The sequence below is a fragment of the Nocardioides sp. WG-D5 genome, from assembly GCF_054031175.1.
In genome coordinates, this window is the sequence record NZ_CM132928.1 from 181,645 (window position 1) to 201,281 (window position 19,637).

The 19,637-nt window shown below is 70.8% G+C and carries 12 protein-coding genes; 1 reads left to right on the forward strand and 11 read right to left on the reverse strand.

The window, feature by feature from the left end; genetic code table 11:
- Window positions 1-83: 83 nt before the first annotated feature.
- From pulA to ACWZJV_RS00990, 9 genes are all read right to left on the reverse strand, one after another.
- Window positions 84-5,378: a pullulanase-type alpha-1,6-glucosidase gene (gene pulA / locus ACWZJV_RS00950; RefSeq protein ID WP_457179908.1), complete on the reverse strand. Its 5,295-nt coding sequence runs from the start codon at window positions 5,376-5,378 to the stop codon at window positions 84-86.
- A 137-nt stretch (window positions 5,379-5,515) separates the two neighbouring features.
- Complete coding sequence (locus ACWZJV_RS00955; protein ID WP_457179909.1) at window positions 5,516-6,904, reverse strand: alpha-amylase; 1,389 nt, start codon at window positions 6,902-6,904, stop codon at window positions 5,516-5,518.
- 204 nt (window positions 6,905-7,108) lie between these two features.
- Complete coding sequence (locus ACWZJV_RS00960; RefSeq protein WP_457179910.1) at window positions 7,109-8,275, reverse strand: lipid-transfer protein; 1,167 nt, start codon at window positions 8,273-8,275, stop codon at window positions 7,109-7,111.
- On the reverse strand, window positions 8,272-8,655 hold the full coding sequence (locus ACWZJV_RS00965; RefSeq protein WP_457179911.1) for a MaoC family dehydratase: 384 nt from the start codon (window positions 8,653-8,655) through the stop codon (window positions 8,272-8,274). Before ACWZJV_RS00965 ends, ACWZJV_RS00960 begins: the two co-directional genes overlap by 4 nt.
- Window positions 8,652-9,056: a Zn-ribbon domain-containing OB-fold protein gene (locus ACWZJV_RS00970; RefSeq protein ID WP_457179912.1), complete on the reverse strand. Its 405-nt coding sequence runs from the start codon at window positions 9,054-9,056 to the stop codon at window positions 8,652-8,654. Before ACWZJV_RS00970 ends, ACWZJV_RS00965 begins: the two co-directional genes overlap by 4 nt.
- Window positions 9,053-9,568 (reverse strand): FAS1-like dehydratase domain-containing protein, encoded by a 516-nt coding sequence (locus tag ACWZJV_RS00975; protein WP_457179913.1) that lies wholly within the window; start codon window positions 9,566-9,568, stop codon window positions 9,053-9,055. The genes ACWZJV_RS00970 and ACWZJV_RS00975 overlap by 4 nt, the downstream gene beginning before the upstream one ends.
- Window positions 9,565-11,745: an acyl-CoA dehydrogenase gene (locus ACWZJV_RS00980; protein WP_457179914.1), complete on the reverse strand. Its 2,181-nt coding sequence runs from the start codon at window positions 11,743-11,745 to the stop codon at window positions 9,565-9,567. The genes ACWZJV_RS00975 and ACWZJV_RS00980 overlap by 4 nt, the downstream gene beginning before the upstream one ends.
- Before the next feature lie 35 nt (window positions 11,746-11,780).
- Entirely contained in the window at window positions 11,781-14,471 is a 2,691-nt protein-coding gene (locus ACWZJV_RS00985; RefSeq protein WP_457179915.1) for a P-loop NTPase fold protein, read from the reverse strand.
- A 77-nt stretch (window positions 14,472-14,548) separates the two neighbouring features.
- Complete coding sequence (locus ACWZJV_RS00990; protein ID WP_457179916.1) at window positions 14,549-16,690, reverse strand: acyl-CoA dehydrogenase family protein; 2,142 nt, start codon at window positions 16,688-16,690, stop codon at window positions 14,549-14,551.
- A gap of 163 nt (window positions 16,691-16,853) precedes the next feature.
- On the opposite strand from ACWZJV_RS00990, the gene ACWZJV_RS00995 reads away from it, so the two are divergent.
- Complete coding sequence (locus ACWZJV_RS00995; RefSeq protein ID WP_008360204.1) at window positions 16,854-17,489, forward strand: TetR family transcriptional regulator; 636 nt, start codon at window positions 16,854-16,856, stop codon at window positions 17,487-17,489.
- Window positions 17,490-17,498: 9 nt separating this feature from the next.
- Here the strand turns inward: ACWZJV_RS00995 and ACWZJV_RS01000 are convergent, their stop codons facing one another.
- Window positions 17,499-18,419 carry a hypothetical protein gene (locus ACWZJV_RS01000; protein WP_457179917.1) on the reverse strand — a complete coding sequence of 307 codons (921 nt, stop codon included), beginning with the start codon at window positions 18,417-18,419 and terminating at the stop codon, window positions 17,499-17,501.
- Entirely contained in the window at window positions 18,416-19,615 is a 1,200-nt protein-coding gene (locus ACWZJV_RS01005) for a hypothetical protein (protein ID WP_457179918.1), read from the reverse strand. Before ACWZJV_RS01005 ends, ACWZJV_RS01000 begins: the two co-directional genes overlap by 4 nt.
- Window positions 19,616-19,637: the final 22 nt, after the last annotated feature.

Sequence of the window (19,637 nt, forward strand, 5' to 3'; positions counted from 1 at the left end):
TCCTGATCCTGACGCCGAGCTTCCTGACAGGGAAGCCGCAGGCCCCGGCTCGATGAGCCGGGGCCGCGTCCGTTTTCCTTCCGTCAGCGGGTGAAGACCGCCACCGTCCGGGCCGGCACCGTGAAGGTGCCCGAGCCCTGGTCGAACGAGGACGACTTCACGACCTCGTCGGTGCCGTCGGCCTGGGTCGGGTGCAGGCGGTAGCGGGCGCCCTCGGCCTGCACCGTCTGCTGCTGGGTCGTCGTGGTCGCGTTGAAGACGACCACGAGGTCACCGAGGCGCATGGTGATGACGCCGGGCGTCTCGTCCTTCCCCGAGAAAGGGAACGACAGCTTCTCCTGCACCTGTCCGGTGGTGGCCAGGTGGAAGACCGGCTCGTCCGTACGGATCCGCAGCAGGTCCTGGTAGGCAGCCGTCGCACCCTCGATCTCCGAGCACGACGGAGCCGAGACCGAGCCCAGGAGCGGCTTGGCGTAGGGCCACTTGTCCTTGTTGTCGGTCGCCGGCGGCAACCCGCGCCCGAAGCCGTTGCCGTCCGCGCAGTCCCAGTGGATGGCGTTGAACCAGTCGCCGGAGTCGTAGGAGTTGCGGTCCAACGACTTCGAGCGCAGCAGGTCGGTGCCGGCCTGGGAGAGCGCCGGACCCTGGGAGAGTGCGGCGGTCGCCATCGCGAGCACCTGCATCCGGGCACGGTCCGCGGTGCTGGTGGACGCAGGCAGCTTGAAGGCGAGCGCGTCGTAGAGCGACTCGTTGTCGTGGGCGTCGGCGTAGGCCAGCGCGTCGCCGGGCTCGGCCGCGTAGCCGGCCGGTGAGCCGTTGTAGTCGACCTCGGCCCCCTTCACCTGGCGGCCGCCGGTGTCGGTGAACGAGTAGTCGGCGAGGTTGCCGGAGAGCCCGACCTTGATCAGGTCCTGGTAGTGCAGCAGGCGGGCCCGCTGCTGCGCCTCGGTGCCGTTGGCGGCCGAGGCGTTCGGGGCGGTGTAGAGACCGCTCGCGAAGCCCTGGACACCCGGGTCGGCGTCGAACGGTCCCCCGCCGCGTACGGCGTCTCGGGCGCGGTCGCTGAACGTCGCGATCCCGGTGCCGGCCATGTTCTTCTGGGTGGCCTGCACGAAGCGCGCGTCGTCGGCGATCTCGCCGAAGTTCCAGCCCTCGCCGTAGAGGATGATGCTCCTGCCGTCGACGCCGTCCTTCTCGAGCGTGAGGCTGTCGAGGGCCTTGCGTACGGCGAGGATGTTGGCCTTGGGGTGGTGGCCCATCAGGTCGAAGCGGAAGCCGTCGACCTTGTAGTCCTTGGCCCAGGTGACGATCGAGTCGACGACGAGCTTGCCCATCATCGCGTTCTCCGGCGCGGTGTTGGCGCAGCAGGTCGAGTTGGCGACCGAGCCGTCGGCGAGGAGCCGCTGGTAGTAGCCGGGCACGATCCTGTCGAGCACGGACGTCTTCGCCTGGCCGCTGCTGGTGGTGTGGTTGTAGACCACGTCCATCACGACCCGCAGGCCGTCCTCGTTGAGCGCCTTCACCATCTTCCGGAACTCGACCGTCCGGTCGGTGCCGTCCGGGTCGGTCGCGTAGGAGCCCTCCGGGACCGTGTAGTGGTAGGGGTCGTAGCCCCAGTTGTACGCATCGCCGGCGGCCGCCGCGGCGACGCACTTCTGCTGCTCGTCGCTGTCCGCGGCGTACGACGCGAGGTCGCAGTCGGGGCTGGTCTGGTCGGCCTTCTCCTCCGGGATCGTGGCGATGTCGAAGGCCGGCAGCAGGTGGACGTACGAGGTGCCGGACTCGGCCAGCTCGCGCAGGTGCTTCGAGCCGTCGCTGTCCTTGTCGGCGAAGGCGAGGTAGCCGCCCGGGTGGTCGCTGGTCTCGTCCTCGACGGAGAAGTCGCGGATGTGGAGCTCCTGGATCTGGGCCTCCTTCATCGCGACCGCCTTCGGCTTCCGCAGCGTCGACCAGCCCTTCGGGGCGAGCGACCGGTCGCCGAGGTCGACGACCAGGCTGCGCTCGGAGTCGGCGGTGAGCGCGACCGAGTAGGGGTCGGTGACCTTGTTGGTGACGAGCTTCTGCACGCTCGGTGCCCACACCGTCACGAGGTAGCGGTACTCCTTGCCGCGCCAGGCGGTGGCCGAGCCGGTCACCGACCAGACGCCGCTGGCGTCGTCGCGGCGCATCCCGATGGTCCGGCCATCGAGCTCGAGCTTCACCTGGTGCGCCGTCGGCGCCCACACGGACAGCGTGACCTTGCCGCCCTTGAACACCGGGCCCAGCGACGCCTTCTCCGCCTTGGCGGCGTAGAGGTCGTCGAGGATGCCCTGCGTCTGGACGCCGGTGCCGGTGACCAGGGCGCCGTTGCCGATGCGCTGGGTGAGCACGACCTGGCCGGCGAGCGCCTCGCGGATCCGGTCGCGGTCGCGGGTGTCGACGGTGAAGGCGGCGTACTCCTTCAGGTGCGGGAACCGCGCCTTCTGCTCGTCGCTCAGCGTCGTCGCCTGGAGCCGCAGCCAGCGGCCTTCGCTGCTGAGCGCACCGTCCTCGACGGTGATGCCGCCGTCACGGTCGTAGACCAGCTGTGTGGACAGCGCCGAGCCGCTGGCCTTCTCCTTCGGCAGCACGACGGTGGTCCGGTCGATCCACTGCGCGTGCGCCTTCGCCAGGTCGAGCTCGGGGGCCGAGCCGACCGACGGCAGCAGGTAGCCGGTGTCGCCGGAGTTGAGCCACGCCTCGTGGCCGTACGTCGTCAGGTCGAGCGAGCGGTCGTTGGGGATGTCCTTCTCGTCGCCCTTGTGGACGATGTAGTTGAGGGAGGTCGCACCGTCGACCAGCGGCACCTCGAAGGTGAGGCCGTAGGCATCCTTGCCGGTGGGCTGCAGCGGCTTGGACCACTCGGTCGGGTTCGCGGCACCGGTCCAGGTGTGCAGTCCCCAGCCGTCGTAGTCGCCGTCGGGACGGTGGAAGTGGATCACGGCCTTCGAGGTGTCCGGCGCCGGGTAGACACCATCGGGTCTGGTGTCCGCCTGGCCGTCGCTGTCGGCCTCGACCCAGACCTCGCCGGTCTCGGCGAGATCGATCGTGCGCTGTCCGCCGTCGGCGGTCCCGTCCTTCTCGACCGTGTACGTCACCGACGAGGCGCCGTCGGGAAGCCTCACCCAGGCGAAGGCACCGTACGCGTCGCGGCCGCTGAACTCGCCGCTCTGCTCGCCGGCCCGCAGGGTCCAGCCGGTGTAGTCGCCGTCGGCGCGCCGGTAGTGCACGACCGCGTAGTCACGGTCGACGGCGCTCGGGTTCTCGGCCTCGGGTACCTGTCCGGCCGTGGTTTCGGCCAGGTCGCTCGCGGTCCGTCCGTCGCGGTCGACGACCACCGCCTTGTAGCGCAGGGCGGTGCCGGCGGCGACGGTCGGGGGGACGTACTGGGTGATCTTGTAGGGCGCGTGGTCGACCGAGCCGAGGGTGCCCCACCTGCCGTTGCCGACCTGGGCGGCAAAGACGACGCGGGCGCCGGTGGTCTCCCCCGGGTCGGCGGAGAGGGTGACCGTGCCGGTGGCACCGGCCTCGGGAGCGGTCAGCCTCAGCGTGGGCTTCGCGGTGGCCGCCGGGAGGGTGTCGCCGGCGCGCAGCACGACCGAGGAGAGCGCAGGGACGGTCACCTCGATCGTGCCGTCCTGGGCGGTCTCGGTGGCGTCGCCGCCGTAGATCGTCGCGAAGGCGGCCGACTCCACGGGCAGGCTGACGGTCTTCGGCTCGGTGGCGTTGTTGACCGCGACGACGTACTCGCGGTTCTCGCCGGTGCGGGAGAACGCGTAGACGGAGTCGGCGGCGTGGAGCTCCTTCTGGGTGCCGTCGGTCAGCGCCGGGTGGTCCTTGCGCAGCTTCGCCAGCGCGGCGATGGCGGTGTAGATCGGGTGGCTGGTGTCGTACGCGTCCGCAGCATGGGTGCGGTCGGTGCCGAGCTGGTCGTCGTCGAGGTAGTCGGCGACCTCGGAGGCGAACAGCGTCTGGCGGGCGTCCTTGTCGCCGCCCGCGCCGGCGAAGCCCTGCTCGTCGCCGTAGTAGACGACCGGGTTGCCGCGGGAGAGGAACATCAGCTCGTTGGCGAGGCGGGCGCGCCGGACGAGCTCGGCGTCGCTCGCGCCGGGGTGGTCGGCCGCGAGGAAGGTGCCGATCCGGCCCATGTCGTGGTTGCCGAGGAAGGTGACCTGTTCGTAGGCGTTGGCCTTGTCGGTAGCGTACTTGTAGTCGTCGGCAAAGACTCCTGCGAGCCGGTCGGCCGGGGCACCGAGCGAGGCGTAGGCGCGGGCGGCGTCCTGGAACGGGAAGTCCAAGGTGGCGTCGAGGCGGCCGCGGGTGACGTACGGCGAGGTGACCTCGGTGTCGGCGGAGTAGACCTCGCCGAACATGAAGAAGTCCTCGCGTCCCTGCTTGGCGGCGTAGGCGTCCAGCGCGGTCGCCCACTCGGTCCAGAAGTCGAGGCCGACGTGCTTGACGGTGTCGATGCGGAAGCCGTCGATGTCGAAGTCGCGGACCCAGCGCTGGTAGATCTTCGACATCCCCTCGACGACCTCGGGACGCTCGGTCCACAGGTCGTCCAGGCCGCTGAAGTCGCCGTAGGTGGTCGACTCGCCCTCCCAGGTGGAGTCGCCGCGGTTGTGGTAGAGCGTCGGGTCGTTGAGCCAGGACGGCACCATCTCGCCGGTCTTGGCGGTGCTGTCCGGGGTGTAGGGGAACGAGTCCTCGTCGACCTTCACTCCGTCCGAGGCCGGGTCGGCGTCGTCGAAGGGGCGGCCCTCGGTGTCGAGGTAGGGGAAGGCGCCCTTGGGGCGGTAGCCGTACTTCTTCTCGGCGTAGTCGACCGTGTCGGCGGTGTGGTTGGTGATGACGTCGAAGAAGACCTTCATGCCCTTGGCGTGCGCCGCGTCGATGAGCGTCTCGAGGTCCTCGTTGGTGCCGAAGTGGGGGTCGACCTGGGTGAAGTCGGTGATCCAGTAGCCGTGGTACCCGGCCGACGCGTTCGCGCCCTCGCCCTGGACGGGCTTGTTCTTGAAGATCGGCGCCATCCAGATCGCGGTGGTGCCGAGGCCCTTGATGTAGTCGAGGCGCTCGGTGAGGCCCTGGAGGTCACCGCCCTGGTAGAAGCCCTTGTCGGTCGGGTCGAAGCCGGTCGAGGTGCGGCTGCCGGTCAGGCCGCCCTTGTCGTTGGCGGGGTCGCCGTTGGCGAACCGGTCGGGCAGCACGAAGTAGAACTGCTCCTTGGTCGCGTCGTGGCGGGCCGGCTCGGCGGCCAGCTCGGCGTCCGAGGGCGGCTTCGGGGCATCTGCCGCCGAGGCCGGTGCGGCCGTCTGCAGGGCCGTGGCGAGCAGTGCGCTCGCGAGCACGGTCGCGGCCATCCGGGGCGCGCTGTGTGCGCCACTTCTTCGATTCACCTGTGAGGGCCTCTCTGGTTGTGCGGGGTCGTTCGAGGTCGTGCGGCGTGCCGACCGCCCGGCGCCCATGGGGACGGCGCCGGACGGCCGGACGAAGGGGGTCAGCTGCAGGTCGTCGCGCCGACGTGCAGCGCGAGGGCGGTGTTGGCCCCGAGGGTGGCGGTGAGCTGGCCGGAGCCGTTCACGGTGATGCTCCTGCCGCTCTGTGCGTCGCAGTAGGTGCCGGCTGCCAGCGACGTCTGGAAGGTGCGGGTGAGCGAGGAGGACTCGTGGTTGATCGCGACGTACGCCTTGCTGCCGCGCCCGAAGGCGATGGCGTCGGCGCCGTTGTCCCACCAGTTGGTGACGGCCTGGCCGCGGGCGGTGTTGCGGAAGGCGACCATCTTCTTGATCTCCGGCCAGGCGTGCTGACACTTCCAGCCGTCCTGCCAGCAGGCGGTCACCGCGCCACCGTTGGGCGGGCCGGCGTCCTTGTCGCTCCACTCGTAGCCGGAGTTGATGTCGGGCGAGCCGTAGGGCCAGGCCAGCATGAACACGTTGGCCAGGGTGTAGTTGGCGCCGTCCTTGTAGTTGAGGGTGTCGCCGCCGCGCTCCGTGTCGTGGTTGTCGACGAAGACGCCCGAGCTGCCCGAGGACATGTAGCCCCAGCCCTCACCGTAGTTCTTCAGGTAGGCGAGGTTCTCGTTGTTGAAGACGCGCTTCAGGTCGCGGGCGTAGCGGAACTCCTGGACGTCGCCGTTGCCGAGGTACTCACTCGGCGAGACGGCCTCGCCCGCGCCGAAGATGGCCTCCTGCTTCCAGTAGACGTTCGGGTTGGTGAGCCGGGACTTGATGTTGGCCAGGTCGGAGGCGGCCATGTGCTTGGCCGCGTCGATCCGGAACCCGTCGACGCCGAGCGAGAGCAGGTCGTTGAGGTAGCCGGCGATCTTGCCGCGTACGTAGTCCTCGCCGGTGTCGAGGTCGGCGAGACCGACCAGCTCGCACTCCTGGACGTTGGTGCGGTCCTGGTAGTTGCTGATCGTGGCCGTGCAGTTGTCCAGGTCGTAGCTCGAGTAGAGGCCGGGGTAGGCGTACTTGCTGTACGAGGAGCCGCCGGTGCCCGTCCCGGAGCCCGCGGACATGTGGTTGATGACGGCGTCCGCGACGACCTTCACGCCGGCGGCGTGGCAGGTGTCGACCATGTTCTTGAAGGCGGTGCGGTCGCCGAGGCGGCCGGCGATCTTGTAGCTGACGGGCTGGTAGGACGTCCACCATTGCGAGCCCTCGATGTGCTCCTGCGGCGGTGACACCTGGACGTAGCCGTAGCCTGCAGGGCCCAGGGTGCTGGTGCACTCCTTGGCCACCGAGGCGAAGTTCCATTCGAACATCACCGCGGTGACGTCCTTGTCTCCCGGCGGCGCGGCCTGTGCCGGGGCCGAGACCGGGATCGTGAGCGCGACAGCAGCTCCCGCCGAGAGGGCAAGTGCGGCAGCCATGGACTTGAGAGCCATGGTTCCTCCTAGGTCGAAGGCACGCGCCGTGTCCGGATGGGTGGTGGGGGTGACACGACGCGCTTGAATCTTGCTGCAAGATCTTGCAGGCTGACCGTATGAGTGATGCCGGTCACACGTCAACCCCTGAAGCGTGGTCATCTGACAGCAGCACCCCCGGGCGTAGCCCGGGGGTGCAAGACCTTGCGCAAAATTTCAGAGCGGTCAGGGTGCCGCGAGGATCAGTCCGCTCGTGGGTACGCCAGTGCCGGCCGTGACGAGCACATGGGCGGCGTCGGTGACCTGGTTCACCGAGGTGCCGCGGACCTGGCGTACGCCCTCGGCGATGCCGTTCATGCCGTGCAGGTAGGCCTCGCCGAGCTGGCCGCCATGGGTGTTGACGGGCAGTCGCCCGCCGAGCTCGATGGCGCCGTCGCGTACGAAGTCCTTGGCCTCTCCCCTGCCGCAGAAGCCGAGCTCCTCGAGCTGCATGAGTACGTAGGGGGTGAAGTGGTCGTAGAGGACGGCGGTGTCGATATCGGCCGGGGTGAGGCCGGACTGGCGCCACAGGTCCTTGGCGACGACGCCCATCTCCGGGATGCCGATCTCGTCGCGGTAGTAGGAGGTCATCACATACTGGTCGGCGGCGCTGCCTTGGGCGGCCGCGGCGATCTGGACCGGCGTTCCGGGAAGGTCGCGGGCCCGCTCCGGGCTGGTGACGACGATCGCGACGGCGCCGTCGGACTCCTGGCAGCAGTCGAGCAGGTGGAGCGGGTCGGCGATCATCCGGGAGGCCTGGTGGTCCTCGAGCGTGATCGGCTTGCCGTAGAAGAACGCGGCGGGGTTGGTCGCGGCGTGGCGACGGTCGGCGACGGCCACGGCACCGAGGTCCTCGCTGGTCACGCCGTAGTCGTGCATGTACCGGCGCGCCTGCATGGCGACCGTCGCCGCGGGCGTGCTGAGGCCGAGCGGGTAGGTCCAGGCGTTGTCGATGCCGTTGGTGTTGACCTGCTGGGCCGCCCAGGGCTGCACCTGGCCGAAGCGCTGTCCCGAGCGCTCGTTGAAACCACGGTAGGCGACGACCACGTCCGCGACGCCGGTGGCGACCGCCATCGCGGCCTGCTGGATCGTCGCGCAGGCGGCGCCGCCGCCGTAGTTGATCCGCGAGAAGAACCTGAGGTCTCCGAGCCCGAGCTCGCGCGCGAGGGCGATCTCGGAGCTGGTGTCCATGGTGAACGTGGTCAGCCCGTCGACGTCTGCCGGCGTGAGGCCGGCGTCGGCGAGTGCGGCCCTGGTCGCCTCGACGCTCAGCTGGAGCTCGGAGCGGCCGGACTCCTTGGAGAACTCGGTCGCGCCGATGCCGACGATCGCCGCCTTCCTGCTGAGGCTCATGCGGCGACCCTCACGGTCCCGGTCACGTGCGCACCGAGCGAGACACTGCCGGTGACGGCGATCGTGGCGATCCCGTCGCTGACGTCGGTGACCTCGCCGGTGAACGACAGCGTGTCGTAGGGGTAGGCCGGGGCGCCCAGGCGGATCGAGATCCCCTTGATCTGCACGTCGGTCCCCGCCCAGTCGGTGGCGTAACGCTCACACAGCGCCGTCGAGGTCAGGATGTTCATGAAGATGTCCTTCGAGCCCGCGGCCTGGGCGCGGTCGCGGTCGTGGTGCACGTCCTGGAAGTCGCGCGTCGCGAGCGCGGTCGAGACGACCAGCGTCGGGGTAATCGGGAGCTCCCAGGCGGGGAGCTTCTCTCCGGTCTGCAACTTCACGGCCTCCTCCAGATCGGGAGCGTCAGCTCCTCGTCGATGACATTCCAGTCGACGACGAGCCGTTCGCCGATCTGCAGGGCGCCCTCGCCCTCGGGCGGTACGCCGGTCACCTCCGCCACCATGCGTATGCCCTCGGGCAGGTCCAGCAGAGCCACCACCAGCGGCAGCTCCTTGCCGGGCAGCTTGGGGGCGTGGATCACGGTGAACGAGTAGACCGTGCCCTCGCCTCGGGCGACGACATGACCACGGTCGTACGCGTCGCAGCTCAGGCACGCCGGACCCGGTGGGTGCCGCAGGGCACCGCACGCGTTGCAGCTCTGGATCCGCAGCTCCTGCTTGGCGGTCCCCTCGAAGAAGTACGCGTTGTCCCGGCCGATCACCGGCCGTACGGGCCCACTCATGACGTCCCCTTGGGGATGAACTTGAGGACGCGGAACAGCATGGTCGCGACGCGTTCGTCCCCGACGTACCAGGTCGATCGGGAGGTCACGAAGTAGCCGACGCCCATCCCGGTGCTCTTCGGACCGACGACGGAGTCGAGCGCGGTGGTGACCCGGACCTGCTCGCCGACACGGAGGTAACGGTCGTAGCTCTGCTCGGAGTTGGTGCCGAGGACCCCGTGGAAGCCGGCGTCGGTGAGCACGTTCATCATCGCGTGCAGCGGGTCGCGGTCGGGATGACGGCCGCCCTGACCGTACATCGTCCACACCTGGGCCATCGACGGCGGCGCCTCGCCCTGGTGGAACCGCTCGGACTCGAGTCCCATCGCCTCGAGCCAGTTGTTGATCGTGGGCTGGTTGACCAGGTCGCGGGCATCGCGCTCGGCGGCCTCGCCCCACGCCTTGATCTCCTCGGCGGCGGCCATGACCTTCTCGTGGATCGCCTCGTCCACCAGCGTCTGCGGGGCGCTCATCGCGGCACCCTCGGCATCCCGAGCCCGAACATCGCGATCAGCTCGCGCTGGACCTCCTGGACCCCGCCGCCGAAGGTGAGCACCAGGTTCCGCTTCGCCTGGGCGTCGAGATAGTCGAGCAGGCTCTTCGTGACGGGTTCCCCGGGGTCGCCGTGGCGGCGGACCAGGGTGATCAGGTCGGCGAGCAGGTGCTGGACCTGGTCGGCGGCGAAGACCTTGGAGGCAGAGGCGTCGGCGACCTCGATCTCGCCCTGCTCGGCCGCGCGCGCGACCGCCCAGTTGAGCAGCTCGTTGACGCGGAAGACGGCCGTGGTCTTCCCGACCAGCGAGCGTACGTCCGGGCTGTCGGTGACGCCCCGGGCCGTGGCCCAGCGCAGGACCCGGTCGCGCAGACCCTCGATCCGTCCGGCCGGGCCGAGCATGACGCGCTCGTGGTTGAGCTGGGTGGTGATCAGCTTCCACCCCTGGTTCTCCTCCCCCACCAGCATGTCGGCGGGGACGCGGACGTCGTTGAAGTAGGTCGCGTTGACGTGGTGGGAGCCGTCGGCGGTGATGATCGGGGTCCAGGAGAAGCCCGGGTCGGTGGTGTCGACGATCAGGATCGAGATGCCCTTGTGCTTGGGGGCGTCCGGGTCGGTGCGGACCGCCAACCAGATGTAGTCGGCGGCGTGACCGCCGGTGGTCCACAGCTTCTGGCCGTTGACGACGTAGTGGTCGCCGTCGCGTCTGGCGGTGGTGCGGAGCGAGGCCAGGTCGGTGCCGGCCTCGGGCTCGGAGTAGCCGATCGCGAAGTGGACCTCGCCGCCGAGGATTCGGTTGAGGAACATCTGCTTCTGCTTCTCGGTGCCGTAGCGGATCAGCGTCGGGCCGACGGTCTGCAGGGTCACCGCCGGCAGGTGCACGTCGGCGTACTGCGCCTCGTTGGCGAAGATCGTCTGCTCGACCTCGCCGAGGCCGTGGCCGCCGTACTCCTTCGGCCAGCCCACGCCCATCCAGCCGTCGTCGCCGAGCTGCTTGATGAGCTTCTGGTAGGTCGGGCCGTGCCGGTCCCAGGAGCCCTCGGGGCCGGGGTCGGCCGGCTCGCCTTCGTGCGAGAGACCGGCGAAGTAGGCACGGACCTCGGCCTTCAGCGACCGTTGCGCCTCGGTGAGCTCGAGGTTCTTCGCCTCGTCGGTCTCGACCGGCACGGCATCGGCCGGCGTGTCGAGCAGGTGGGCGATGTCGGTGCCCCAGGTGGTGAACCCGAGCAGCGGATACGTCACGTCGACACCCATGCCGCCGTGGAGGTGATGGCAGGTGCGGAAGGCGTACGGCGCCACCTGGCTGGCCCAGTAGGCGGCGACCTTCAGGTCCGTGCCCGGCGCGCGGCCGTGCGCGACGGCAGCGACCACGTTGTCCGCGGCGAGGTCCAGCGTGCGGGAGGTGACGTAGACGTCGGCCATCTGCAGCGCGACCGCCTGGAACTCAGCCAGGGCCCGGCCGAACTGCTGCCGGTTGCTCACGTACGCCGCGGTCAGGTCGCGCGCACCGGCGAGCACACCCGCCGCGCTCACCGCGAGCCCGGCGGTGGCCAGGCCGGTCAGCGCCGCGAAGGCCCCCGCGCCGAGCGGCTCCGCGGGAGCGTCCTCGAGGACCACGGTGTGCTGGGGCGCCTCGCCCGAGGTGCTGGCGGCGGCCAGCGTGACGCCCGGTCCGCTCGGGTCGACCAGCACCACGACCGGTGCCCCGGAGTCGGCCGCGGTCGCGGTCACCAGGAGGCGCGCGCTCTCGGCCGCGTAGGTGACCCCGGTCTTGCTTCCGCTCACGGTGCCGTCGCGGTAGGTCGCGGCCGGCGTCTCGGGTCGTCCTGGCTCCAGCCACGCCGGGGTCAGCAGCATCTCGCCACTCGCCACGCCGGGCAGGATCGCCTCCTGCTGCTCCGAGGTCCCGTGCCCGGCAAGAGTCAGCGCGCCGACGGCGAGCGTCTCCCACACCGGCACGCGGACCGCGTGGCGACCCGCCTCCCGCAGCAGCACCGCGATCTCGGTCAGGCCGAACCCCTCGCCGCCCTGGGCTTCCGGCACGGGCAGTGCGGTCAGGCCGGCGCTCGCCCAGGCCGACCAGTCACCCCGGTCGGACTCGCGGGCAAGGACCTCGGCCACCACGCTGCGTACGGCATCGAGCGTCTCGTCTCCCATGCCGAAACTGTAACGCGTTCTAGTTTTCCCCGCTACTAGGAGGATGCCACTCCGGCGAGACCCATCGCCTCGGAATGGAAGCTGAACCGGGCCACCTCGCCCACCCAGGGCCGGAAGTCACCGACCCGCAGACGGCCGTCCGCCGGCCCGCCCTCCTCGTCAGGGGAGCCCGGCGGCTGGACCACGTCACGGATCCGGCGCCACCCGACGCAGACGTCGCAGCGACCGGTGCCGGCCTGCCGGCGGCGGGAGTGCGGGCCGCTCGGGTCATGCAGGTGTCTGCTCTGCAGGTCGTCGACCAGGGCGTCCAGGGTGTGCTCCGGAGCGTCGACCGACAGCATCTCGGCCAGGAGCTCCGAGCCCTGCCGCGGCGCGCCCACCAGCACGGCGAGGAGTGTCGCGGCGGCGCGCCGTGCGGCGTGTACGTCGTCGCCGAGGATGCCCTCTTCCTCCTCCATGCCGAGCCCGGAGGTCAGCCTCAGCAGCTGGTAGAGGTTGAGGAAACGCTTCACGGCCCGCGGCGTCTCCTGGGCGGCCGCGAGCGGACGGAGGTAGTCCCACTCCCGCGGCGTCACCGTCAGCTGCAGGGCCGGGCGCCGCTGGTCCAGGTGCTCGGGCGCCGACGGCGGAGCCATCACCCCCGCGCCGACCGCGGCCTCGGGATCGGGTTCCTCGATCCGGGGGTCGTCCAGGTCGTGGCTGCGCACCAGGCGGCTGAAGTACTCCTCGGCGTTGGAGGCGTTCATCGGCCGCAGGGCGTACGGGATCTGGATGATCTTGTCGAGGAAGTCCAGCGGGTCGCCGATCTCGTCCCGCAGCCGCCCGCTCACCTCGGAGGCGTCCGGGTCGCCCGGTCGCGTCGGGTCGAGCTCGCGCAGCGACCGCCGCAGCCAGCGCGGGTCGACGCTGACCACGGCGACGAAGAGACGCGTCGCCTGGAGCAGGTTGAGGGTGTGCAGGACCTCGACGACCCGCTCCGGGCGGCACCGGTCGAGGTCGTCGACATGGAGCACGATCCGGCGGATCCGGAGGTCGTCGGCGGCCACCTGGGTGCCGAGCGTGCCGTCCCGGCCCAGACCGTACGCCTCGGCCAGCTCCTCGAACTGGGTCTGGAGCACCCCGACAACTCCGCGTTGGACGTCCCGCTCGGCGGCTCGCTCCGGATCGCTGAGGATCGTCTCCAGATCGGCCACCGCCGCCGTGGTCGGGCGCGCCTCGGTCCGCTTCAGCCGTTCGTCGATGCGACCGATCTCGGCATCGACACCCGCCGCCACGAAGCCCACCAGCCAGGACGCGCCGGAGCGCACCTTCCGGTGAATGGCCGCGGCCTTCGGCACACCTTCCAGGATCGTCGCCCACACCGTGGAGAGGACGAGCAGCGCGGGCGCCGAGCGCAGCACGACGTCCGCCCACGCGCGCATCCTGGCGCCGACGTCGAGCCCCCAGGCCTCCCAGCCGAGCACGGCCGCGAGCGCGACGAGGAACGACGCCGCGCTGAGCATCACCAGGATGCGCATCACCTTGTGGTTGCGGCCGAGGACGAGGTCGGGCAGCGTACGCAGCGCGATCAGCGCCGCGCGCGGACGCTGCACGACCGAGTTGGTCCGCAGCGCGTCCTGGGTGCGCTCGAGGCGGCTCCGCGTCGCCGTCAGCGCCTTGCGCTCCTCGACCTGCTCACGCCAGGAGGTCTCGGTCGACCCGCTCTCGGCGACGCGGCGCTCCAGGTAGCGGGTCAGCGACTCGAAGATCGCCCGGGACATCCCGACCATGACGTGGGTGTCGCTGTAGTGCCAGGGGTTGAACTCCACCACGTCGACGCTGGTGTGGAAGGTGGCCGGGTCTTCGGCCGGAAGCTCCACCTCGACCTTGTGCTTGAGCAGCCGCATGAAGGTCGACTTGCCGCCGCCCCAGGGCGCCAGCAGGGCGATCGCCAGCGGTGGCTGGGTCGACCTGGCCGCGATCATCCGGCCGAGCGCGTCGACGTCGCTGTCGACGCCGAGCAGGTCGGCCATGGCGGGCCCGTCCTCGAGCGGCACCGCGTGGCGGTGCGCGGAGGGCCGCAGCCGCGGGCGGCGTACGGGCATCCTGTCGGCCCCGACGTCGCGGCGCGCCTTCTGCGCCCATTCGAGCAAGCGCCGGGCGTGGTCGCTGTAGCGGCTGTGCGCGCCGAACCGCTCCGAGCGCTCGAGGCTGTCGACGTTCTCCTGGTAGAGCGCGATCGCCTCGTCGAACTTGTGGATGTCGGCGTACGCGTTGGCCAGGTCCTGGCGTGCCCGGACCTGGTCGATCATCCGATGCGTGCCGTCGGCGAGCACGGCCCTGAGGTGGTCGTCGTAGACCCGGACCTGGCTGGTCGGGTCCTCGAGGAGGAGTCGGTAGGCCCGGGACAGCTCGGCCCGCGCGCTCCGCGCCTGCCAGCTCGGCGCCCCGTGGGCGGCCACCGCCTCGTCGAGATGCTCGACGAACACCTGCGCGCACCGCTCCGCCCGGAACTGCCTCCCGTTGGTCTCCGCGTCGCCGAGCTCGCCACGTGGCGCCAGCAGCGTCGCCCGGGCGAGCGCCCACCGGGCGTCGCGCGCGTCCTGATGGTAGGGCCCGACCTGCTCCTTGGTACGCCGCAGGATCGCGCGCAACGAGGCGACGCCGCCGTCGGCGCTGTGCCCGTGGCTCTCCCGTTCGACCGTAGGCGCGTCGTTCGGTGCTGCGGCTGCGCCGTCGTGTGGCACGTGAGCTCCTGGGTCCTCGAGATCGGCGACAGCAACCTAGCGTCCCGAGCGCCACCCGTCAGGTGAAATGCGCCGGCCTAGCGCGGCAGCCCCAGGATCTGCTCGGCGGCCACGTTCCGAAGCACCTGGGTGGTGCCTCCGGCGATGGAGAGACAGCGGGTCAGCTGGGACTGGTGCAGGTCCTCGCGCACCTGCGGGTCGTCGGTGAGCGCCAGCGGCCCGAGCAGGTCCACGACGAGCTCGGAGGCGTCCTGGCGGTTGCGCACCGTGAGCAGCTTCGCGACCGAGGACTCCGCACCGGGTCCACGGCCGGCGAGCGCCTTGAGCGTGGAACGGACCCCGAGCAGCGCGCAGACCGTGGAGAGCGCGACCGCATGGCCGACCCGGGCGAGCTCGGCCTCACCCCGGACGTCGGCGAGCGCGACCGCCCGCTCGACGCTGCCGCCGAGGTTGGTCGAGGCCATCGCGACGCGCTCGTTGGCCAGCGTCGTACGCGCCAGCCGCCAGCCGCCGTCAACCTCCCCGACGACGAGCTCGTCGGGCACGAACAAGGCGTCGAGGAAGACCTCGTTGAAGAGTGCGTCCCCGGTCAGCTCGCGCAGCGGGCGGACGTCGATCCCCTCGCTGCGCATGTCCACGAGGAAGTAGGTGATGCCCTTGTGCTTGGGGACGTCGGGGTTCGTACGCGCCAGGCAGATCGCCCAGTCGGCCTCGGCCGCGAGCGAGGTCCACACCTTCTGGCCGGTCAGCCGCCAGCCGCCCTCGACCCGCTCGGCCCGGGTCGCCAGCGAGGCCAGGTCGGAGCCCGCGCCCGGCTCGCTGAACAGCTGGCACCAGACGATCTCCCCACGCAGCGAGGCGTCGACGAACCGCTCGCGCTGGGCGTCGGTGCCGTGCTTGAGGATGGTCGGCACCGCCCACCCGGCGATCTTGATGTCGGGGCGGGCCACGCCCGCCGCGTCGAGCTCCTCGTCGATGACGAGCTGCTCGACGGGACCGGCACCGAGGCCGTACGGAGCCGGCCAGTGCGGCGCCAGGTAGGCCGCGTCGACGAGCGCATCGCGGCGCTCGGCCTCCGGACGTGCGGCGATCGCGGCGACCGTCTCGCGCACCCGGGGACGTACGTCCTCGTCCTTGCCGTCGAGGTCGACCCGGACCGAGCGGCGGGTCCCGGCCACGGCGTGCCCGGCCAGCGCGACCGCGTGCGCGTCGCCGCCGCCGAGGAGGCTGCGCAGGGCGACCGCGCGGCGCAGGTAGAGGTGGGCGTCGTGCTCGAAGGTGAAGCCGATCCCGCCGAGCACCTGGATGCAGTCCTGGGCCGCCTGCACCGCGCCGTCGAGCGCGGTGGCGCCGGCGACCTCGGCCGCGAAGGCCCACTGGCCGGTGTCTGCTCCCGCCGACAGCGCCGTCTCGGCCGAGGCGGCCGCGTCCCACGCGGTCGCGGCCACCGCCTCGGCGGTCTCCAGCATCTGCGCACAGAGGTGCTTGATCGCCTGGAACGACCCGATCGGTGCGCCGAACTGCTCGCGCACCTTGGCGTACTCCACGGCCGTGGTCAGGCACCACTGCGCGATCCCGGAGGCCTCCGCCGCCGCGAGGGTGAGGGCCGTACGCCGCACCGTCTCGCCGCGCAGCCCCGGGATCTCGATCACCTCGCCGGCGTCGATGTCGACCCGCACCTCGGCGACCCGCCTGGTCAGATCGGGGCCCGCGTGGGGACGTACGTCCGCCTGCTCCGCCGCGAGGAGGAACCAGCGCTCCTCACCGTCTCCGCTCCAGGCACCGAGGAGCAGGTGGGCGGCTCCCCCGCCGTCGTAGACGACGGGGACGGTGCCGACGAGACGCTCGCCGTGTTCGAGGACGGGGTCGAGCGCGATCCCGCACCCGCCGGCGGTGACGGTCGCGACCAGGTCGCCGAGACCGGCCGCGCCCGCGAGAAACGCCGCGACCGTGCTGCCGAGGAGCGGACCCGGGAGCAGCTCGTGCGCGCAGGCCTCGAGCGCGACCGCCGCATCCAGGAGGGTGCCGCCACCGCCGTTCGGCTCGGGCGCCGCGATGCCGGCGACGCCGTACTCCTCGACACCTCGCCACACCTCGTCGAAACGCGCGGAGGCGGTGCCCTCGGCGGCCCGGGCCAGGGCGATGCCGCCCAGCCCCTTCGCCCAGTCGCGCAGGCTCTCGCTGAGGGCTTGGTGTTCGTCGGTGATGCCGATCGGCACAGCGACCTCCTATTGTTTCGGGAGCCTTCGTCCGGAATAGAGACTGATGTAGAACGTGTTACAAGTCTAGACTCACGAAGGAACGTGTTTCATTCTCGGGCGCTGTTGCGGTTAGCCTGAGAACCACAGATCGAGATCCGGTCATAGTCCTAGGGGGACACCAGTGACGTCCGTCAGCGCGGAGCCACGCGACACCGATGGCAACACTCCGGCCGCCGCACCCACCGGCGGGTCCGCGGCCCAGCGAGAGCGCCGCCGGCGCATCCTCGACGCCACGATCACGCTCGCGGCCGAGGGCGGCTTCGACGCCGTGCAGATGCGCGCCGTCGCCGAGCAGGCCGAGGTCGCGCTCGGCACCCTCTACCGCTACTTCCCCTCGAAGATCCACCTGCTGGTCTCCGCGCTGGCGCGCGAGTTCACCAAGGACGTCGAGCGCTCGGCCGTCCGCGCGACCCCGGGCGACACGGCGCACGAGCGGATCATGTACGTCCTCAACCGCCGCACCCGCGCCCTGCAGAAGCAGCCCAAGCTCACCGAGGCCCTGGTCCGCGCCTTCATGTTCGCCGACCAGTCGGTGACCGGCGAGATCCACGAGGTCGGCACCAGCCTGACCACGGTCATCGCCCGCGCCATGCACGGCACCCCCGACCACGGCGAGGTCACCGAGGAGGAGGCCGCCATCATCCGGATCATCTCCGACGTATGGCTCTCCGCGCTCATCTCCTGGGTCACCGGCCGGATGGACACCGAGGACGTCGAGAAGTCGATCGACGTCGCCGTACGCCTGCTGCTGCGCTGACCCCAGAGCTCACCGGCACCGCGTCCGGTCGTCCTCCGGCACCGCCCAGTCCTCCGGCCTCATCGCCCGCTTGCAGCTCACGCTCCAAGTGAGCTCATAAGGGTGTCCCTCGGCCTTGCCGGTGATCCCGAACTCGCGGCCGCCAGGAGCCTTGATCGTCATCAGCTCGCGCTTGCCATGGTCGACGTAGTCGACCTCGAGCACCCAGCGGCAGGTCGGCCCGGAGCTGGTCGCCGTGATCGGGATGACCACCGTCTCGCCCTTGGAGAGGGTCACCGTCTTGCTGGCGAAGTAGGGCGAACCGTCGTCCTCCGAGGTCAGTGTCGGCGCCGGCGCGCCCAGGTCCGTCCGCAGCAGGATCTTGTTTCCCCCTCCACCCTGGGGAACGTCCTCCACGAGGGTGCCCTTGCGCAGCATCGACGTGCACGGTCCGGAGCGCTTCGGCCGCAGATCGGTGATCACCACGTCCTCGCTGTGCCGGCCGACCAGGGTGACCTCCCAGGTCACGTTTTCCACGGCGTACCACTCGTGCTCCGCCTGCCAGTCAGGATCGTTGACCGTCTCGAACGCATGCTGCTTGCTCTTGAACGGTGCCGCGCCCGCACCGTCCGGGATCAGCACCGGCCCGCTCGCCGCCTGTCTGCGTACGTCCACCAGCTGGATGCCCTGGCCCGGATCGCTCCAGCCTTCGGGCAGCAGCCCGGTGAAGAGATTCTGCAGGCCGGAGCCGAACGTCGCTCCCAGCGAGACCAGGACCACGCCGACCACCCAGGCGGTCGGCTTCTTCAGCAGCGACACCGCCCATGGCAGCGGACCCCGGCGGCGCACGTCGCCGGCCGGTGCCGGCGCCTCCGCCGCGGCCTCCTTCGCGACCTCTTTCGAGGACTCCTTGGCGGCCTTCTCGGGCCCCTTGGGCCTCTGCCTGGTCATCGGTCCATGCTCCCCTCGGGTACGGGCTCAGCGGCCTCCGGCTCGGTCTCGGATCCGCCGGACAGCCGAAGCGCGAGCGCGACGGCGACCCCGGTCGCCCAGCCGAAGAAGGCAGCGAAGCGCAGCGCGTCGGCGACGTTGTCGAACGCCCGGATATAGGCCGGCGGGTTGTAGGCGGGCGGGGCGAGCTCGGGAACCGGGAACACGGCTCCTTCGACCAGCCCCACGACCACGGCGAGCACCGCGACCATGCCCCAGCACCCTATGACCACGCCGAGCACGCTCGGCGCCGCACCGCGCTGCCAGCGAGCCACCACCAGACGGATGGCGAGCCAGATGAGTGCCACCAGGAGGACTGAGCTCAGCGTGCGCGGCAGCCAGATCAACGTGTCGAAGGTGCCACCGAGCGAGTAGGGGTCATCGGGCGGCGCCAGGCTGGCGTGGGCGAACCAGACCGCGTGCACCCAGCCCTGGCGCGCATCGGCGGCGGCATCGGTGTAGACGTCGGGACCGTAGTCCCACACGAAGCCACCGACGAGCGCGAGAGCCAGGGTCGGGAGCGCACCCCAGGTCGCGACCCGCACGGCACGCACCCGTCCCTGCGCAGGGTTCAGCCTCGGCACCGTCGCCGAGGCAGGCGGGTCCTCGCGTTCGGCCTGTTCCGAGACGGCGGCCGCGAGCTGGACCAAGGTCACCACGTACGCCGCCACCACGCCGCCGACCACTCCGAGGCTCAGGGCCAGCCAGATCCCGTCGTCAGGACGCGACCACGCCATCGCCGACAGCTGCGCGGCTCCGTAGGGAGAGGCCACGGCGGCCTCGACGATGACGAAGAGGTTCGTGAGTCCGCCGGCGAGGAAGGACGCGCCCAGCACCCGGCCGGCGACGGCGTAGGCGCCGTCACCTCCGGTTCGGAGGCTCGCATAGACCGACCCGGCGAGGAGGACGACGAAGACCAGCGCCGGCCACGCGGACTCGGGCGCCGCGGCGTACTCGTACCTGACCACCGATCCCCAGAGGAACGACAGACCGTCGAGCACCCGGGCCAGGAACGCCCCGAACCATGCGTGCCCGCGCGCCTGCCAGAGCGAGGACACGTTGCCGGTGTCGATCGGCACCGCCAACGCGAACGAGTAGAACCAGCAGAAGATCGCGACCACGGCCATGGTGGCGAACGCACTGCGTCGTCGAGACAAGTTCTGTTGGCTTTCGGTTCGT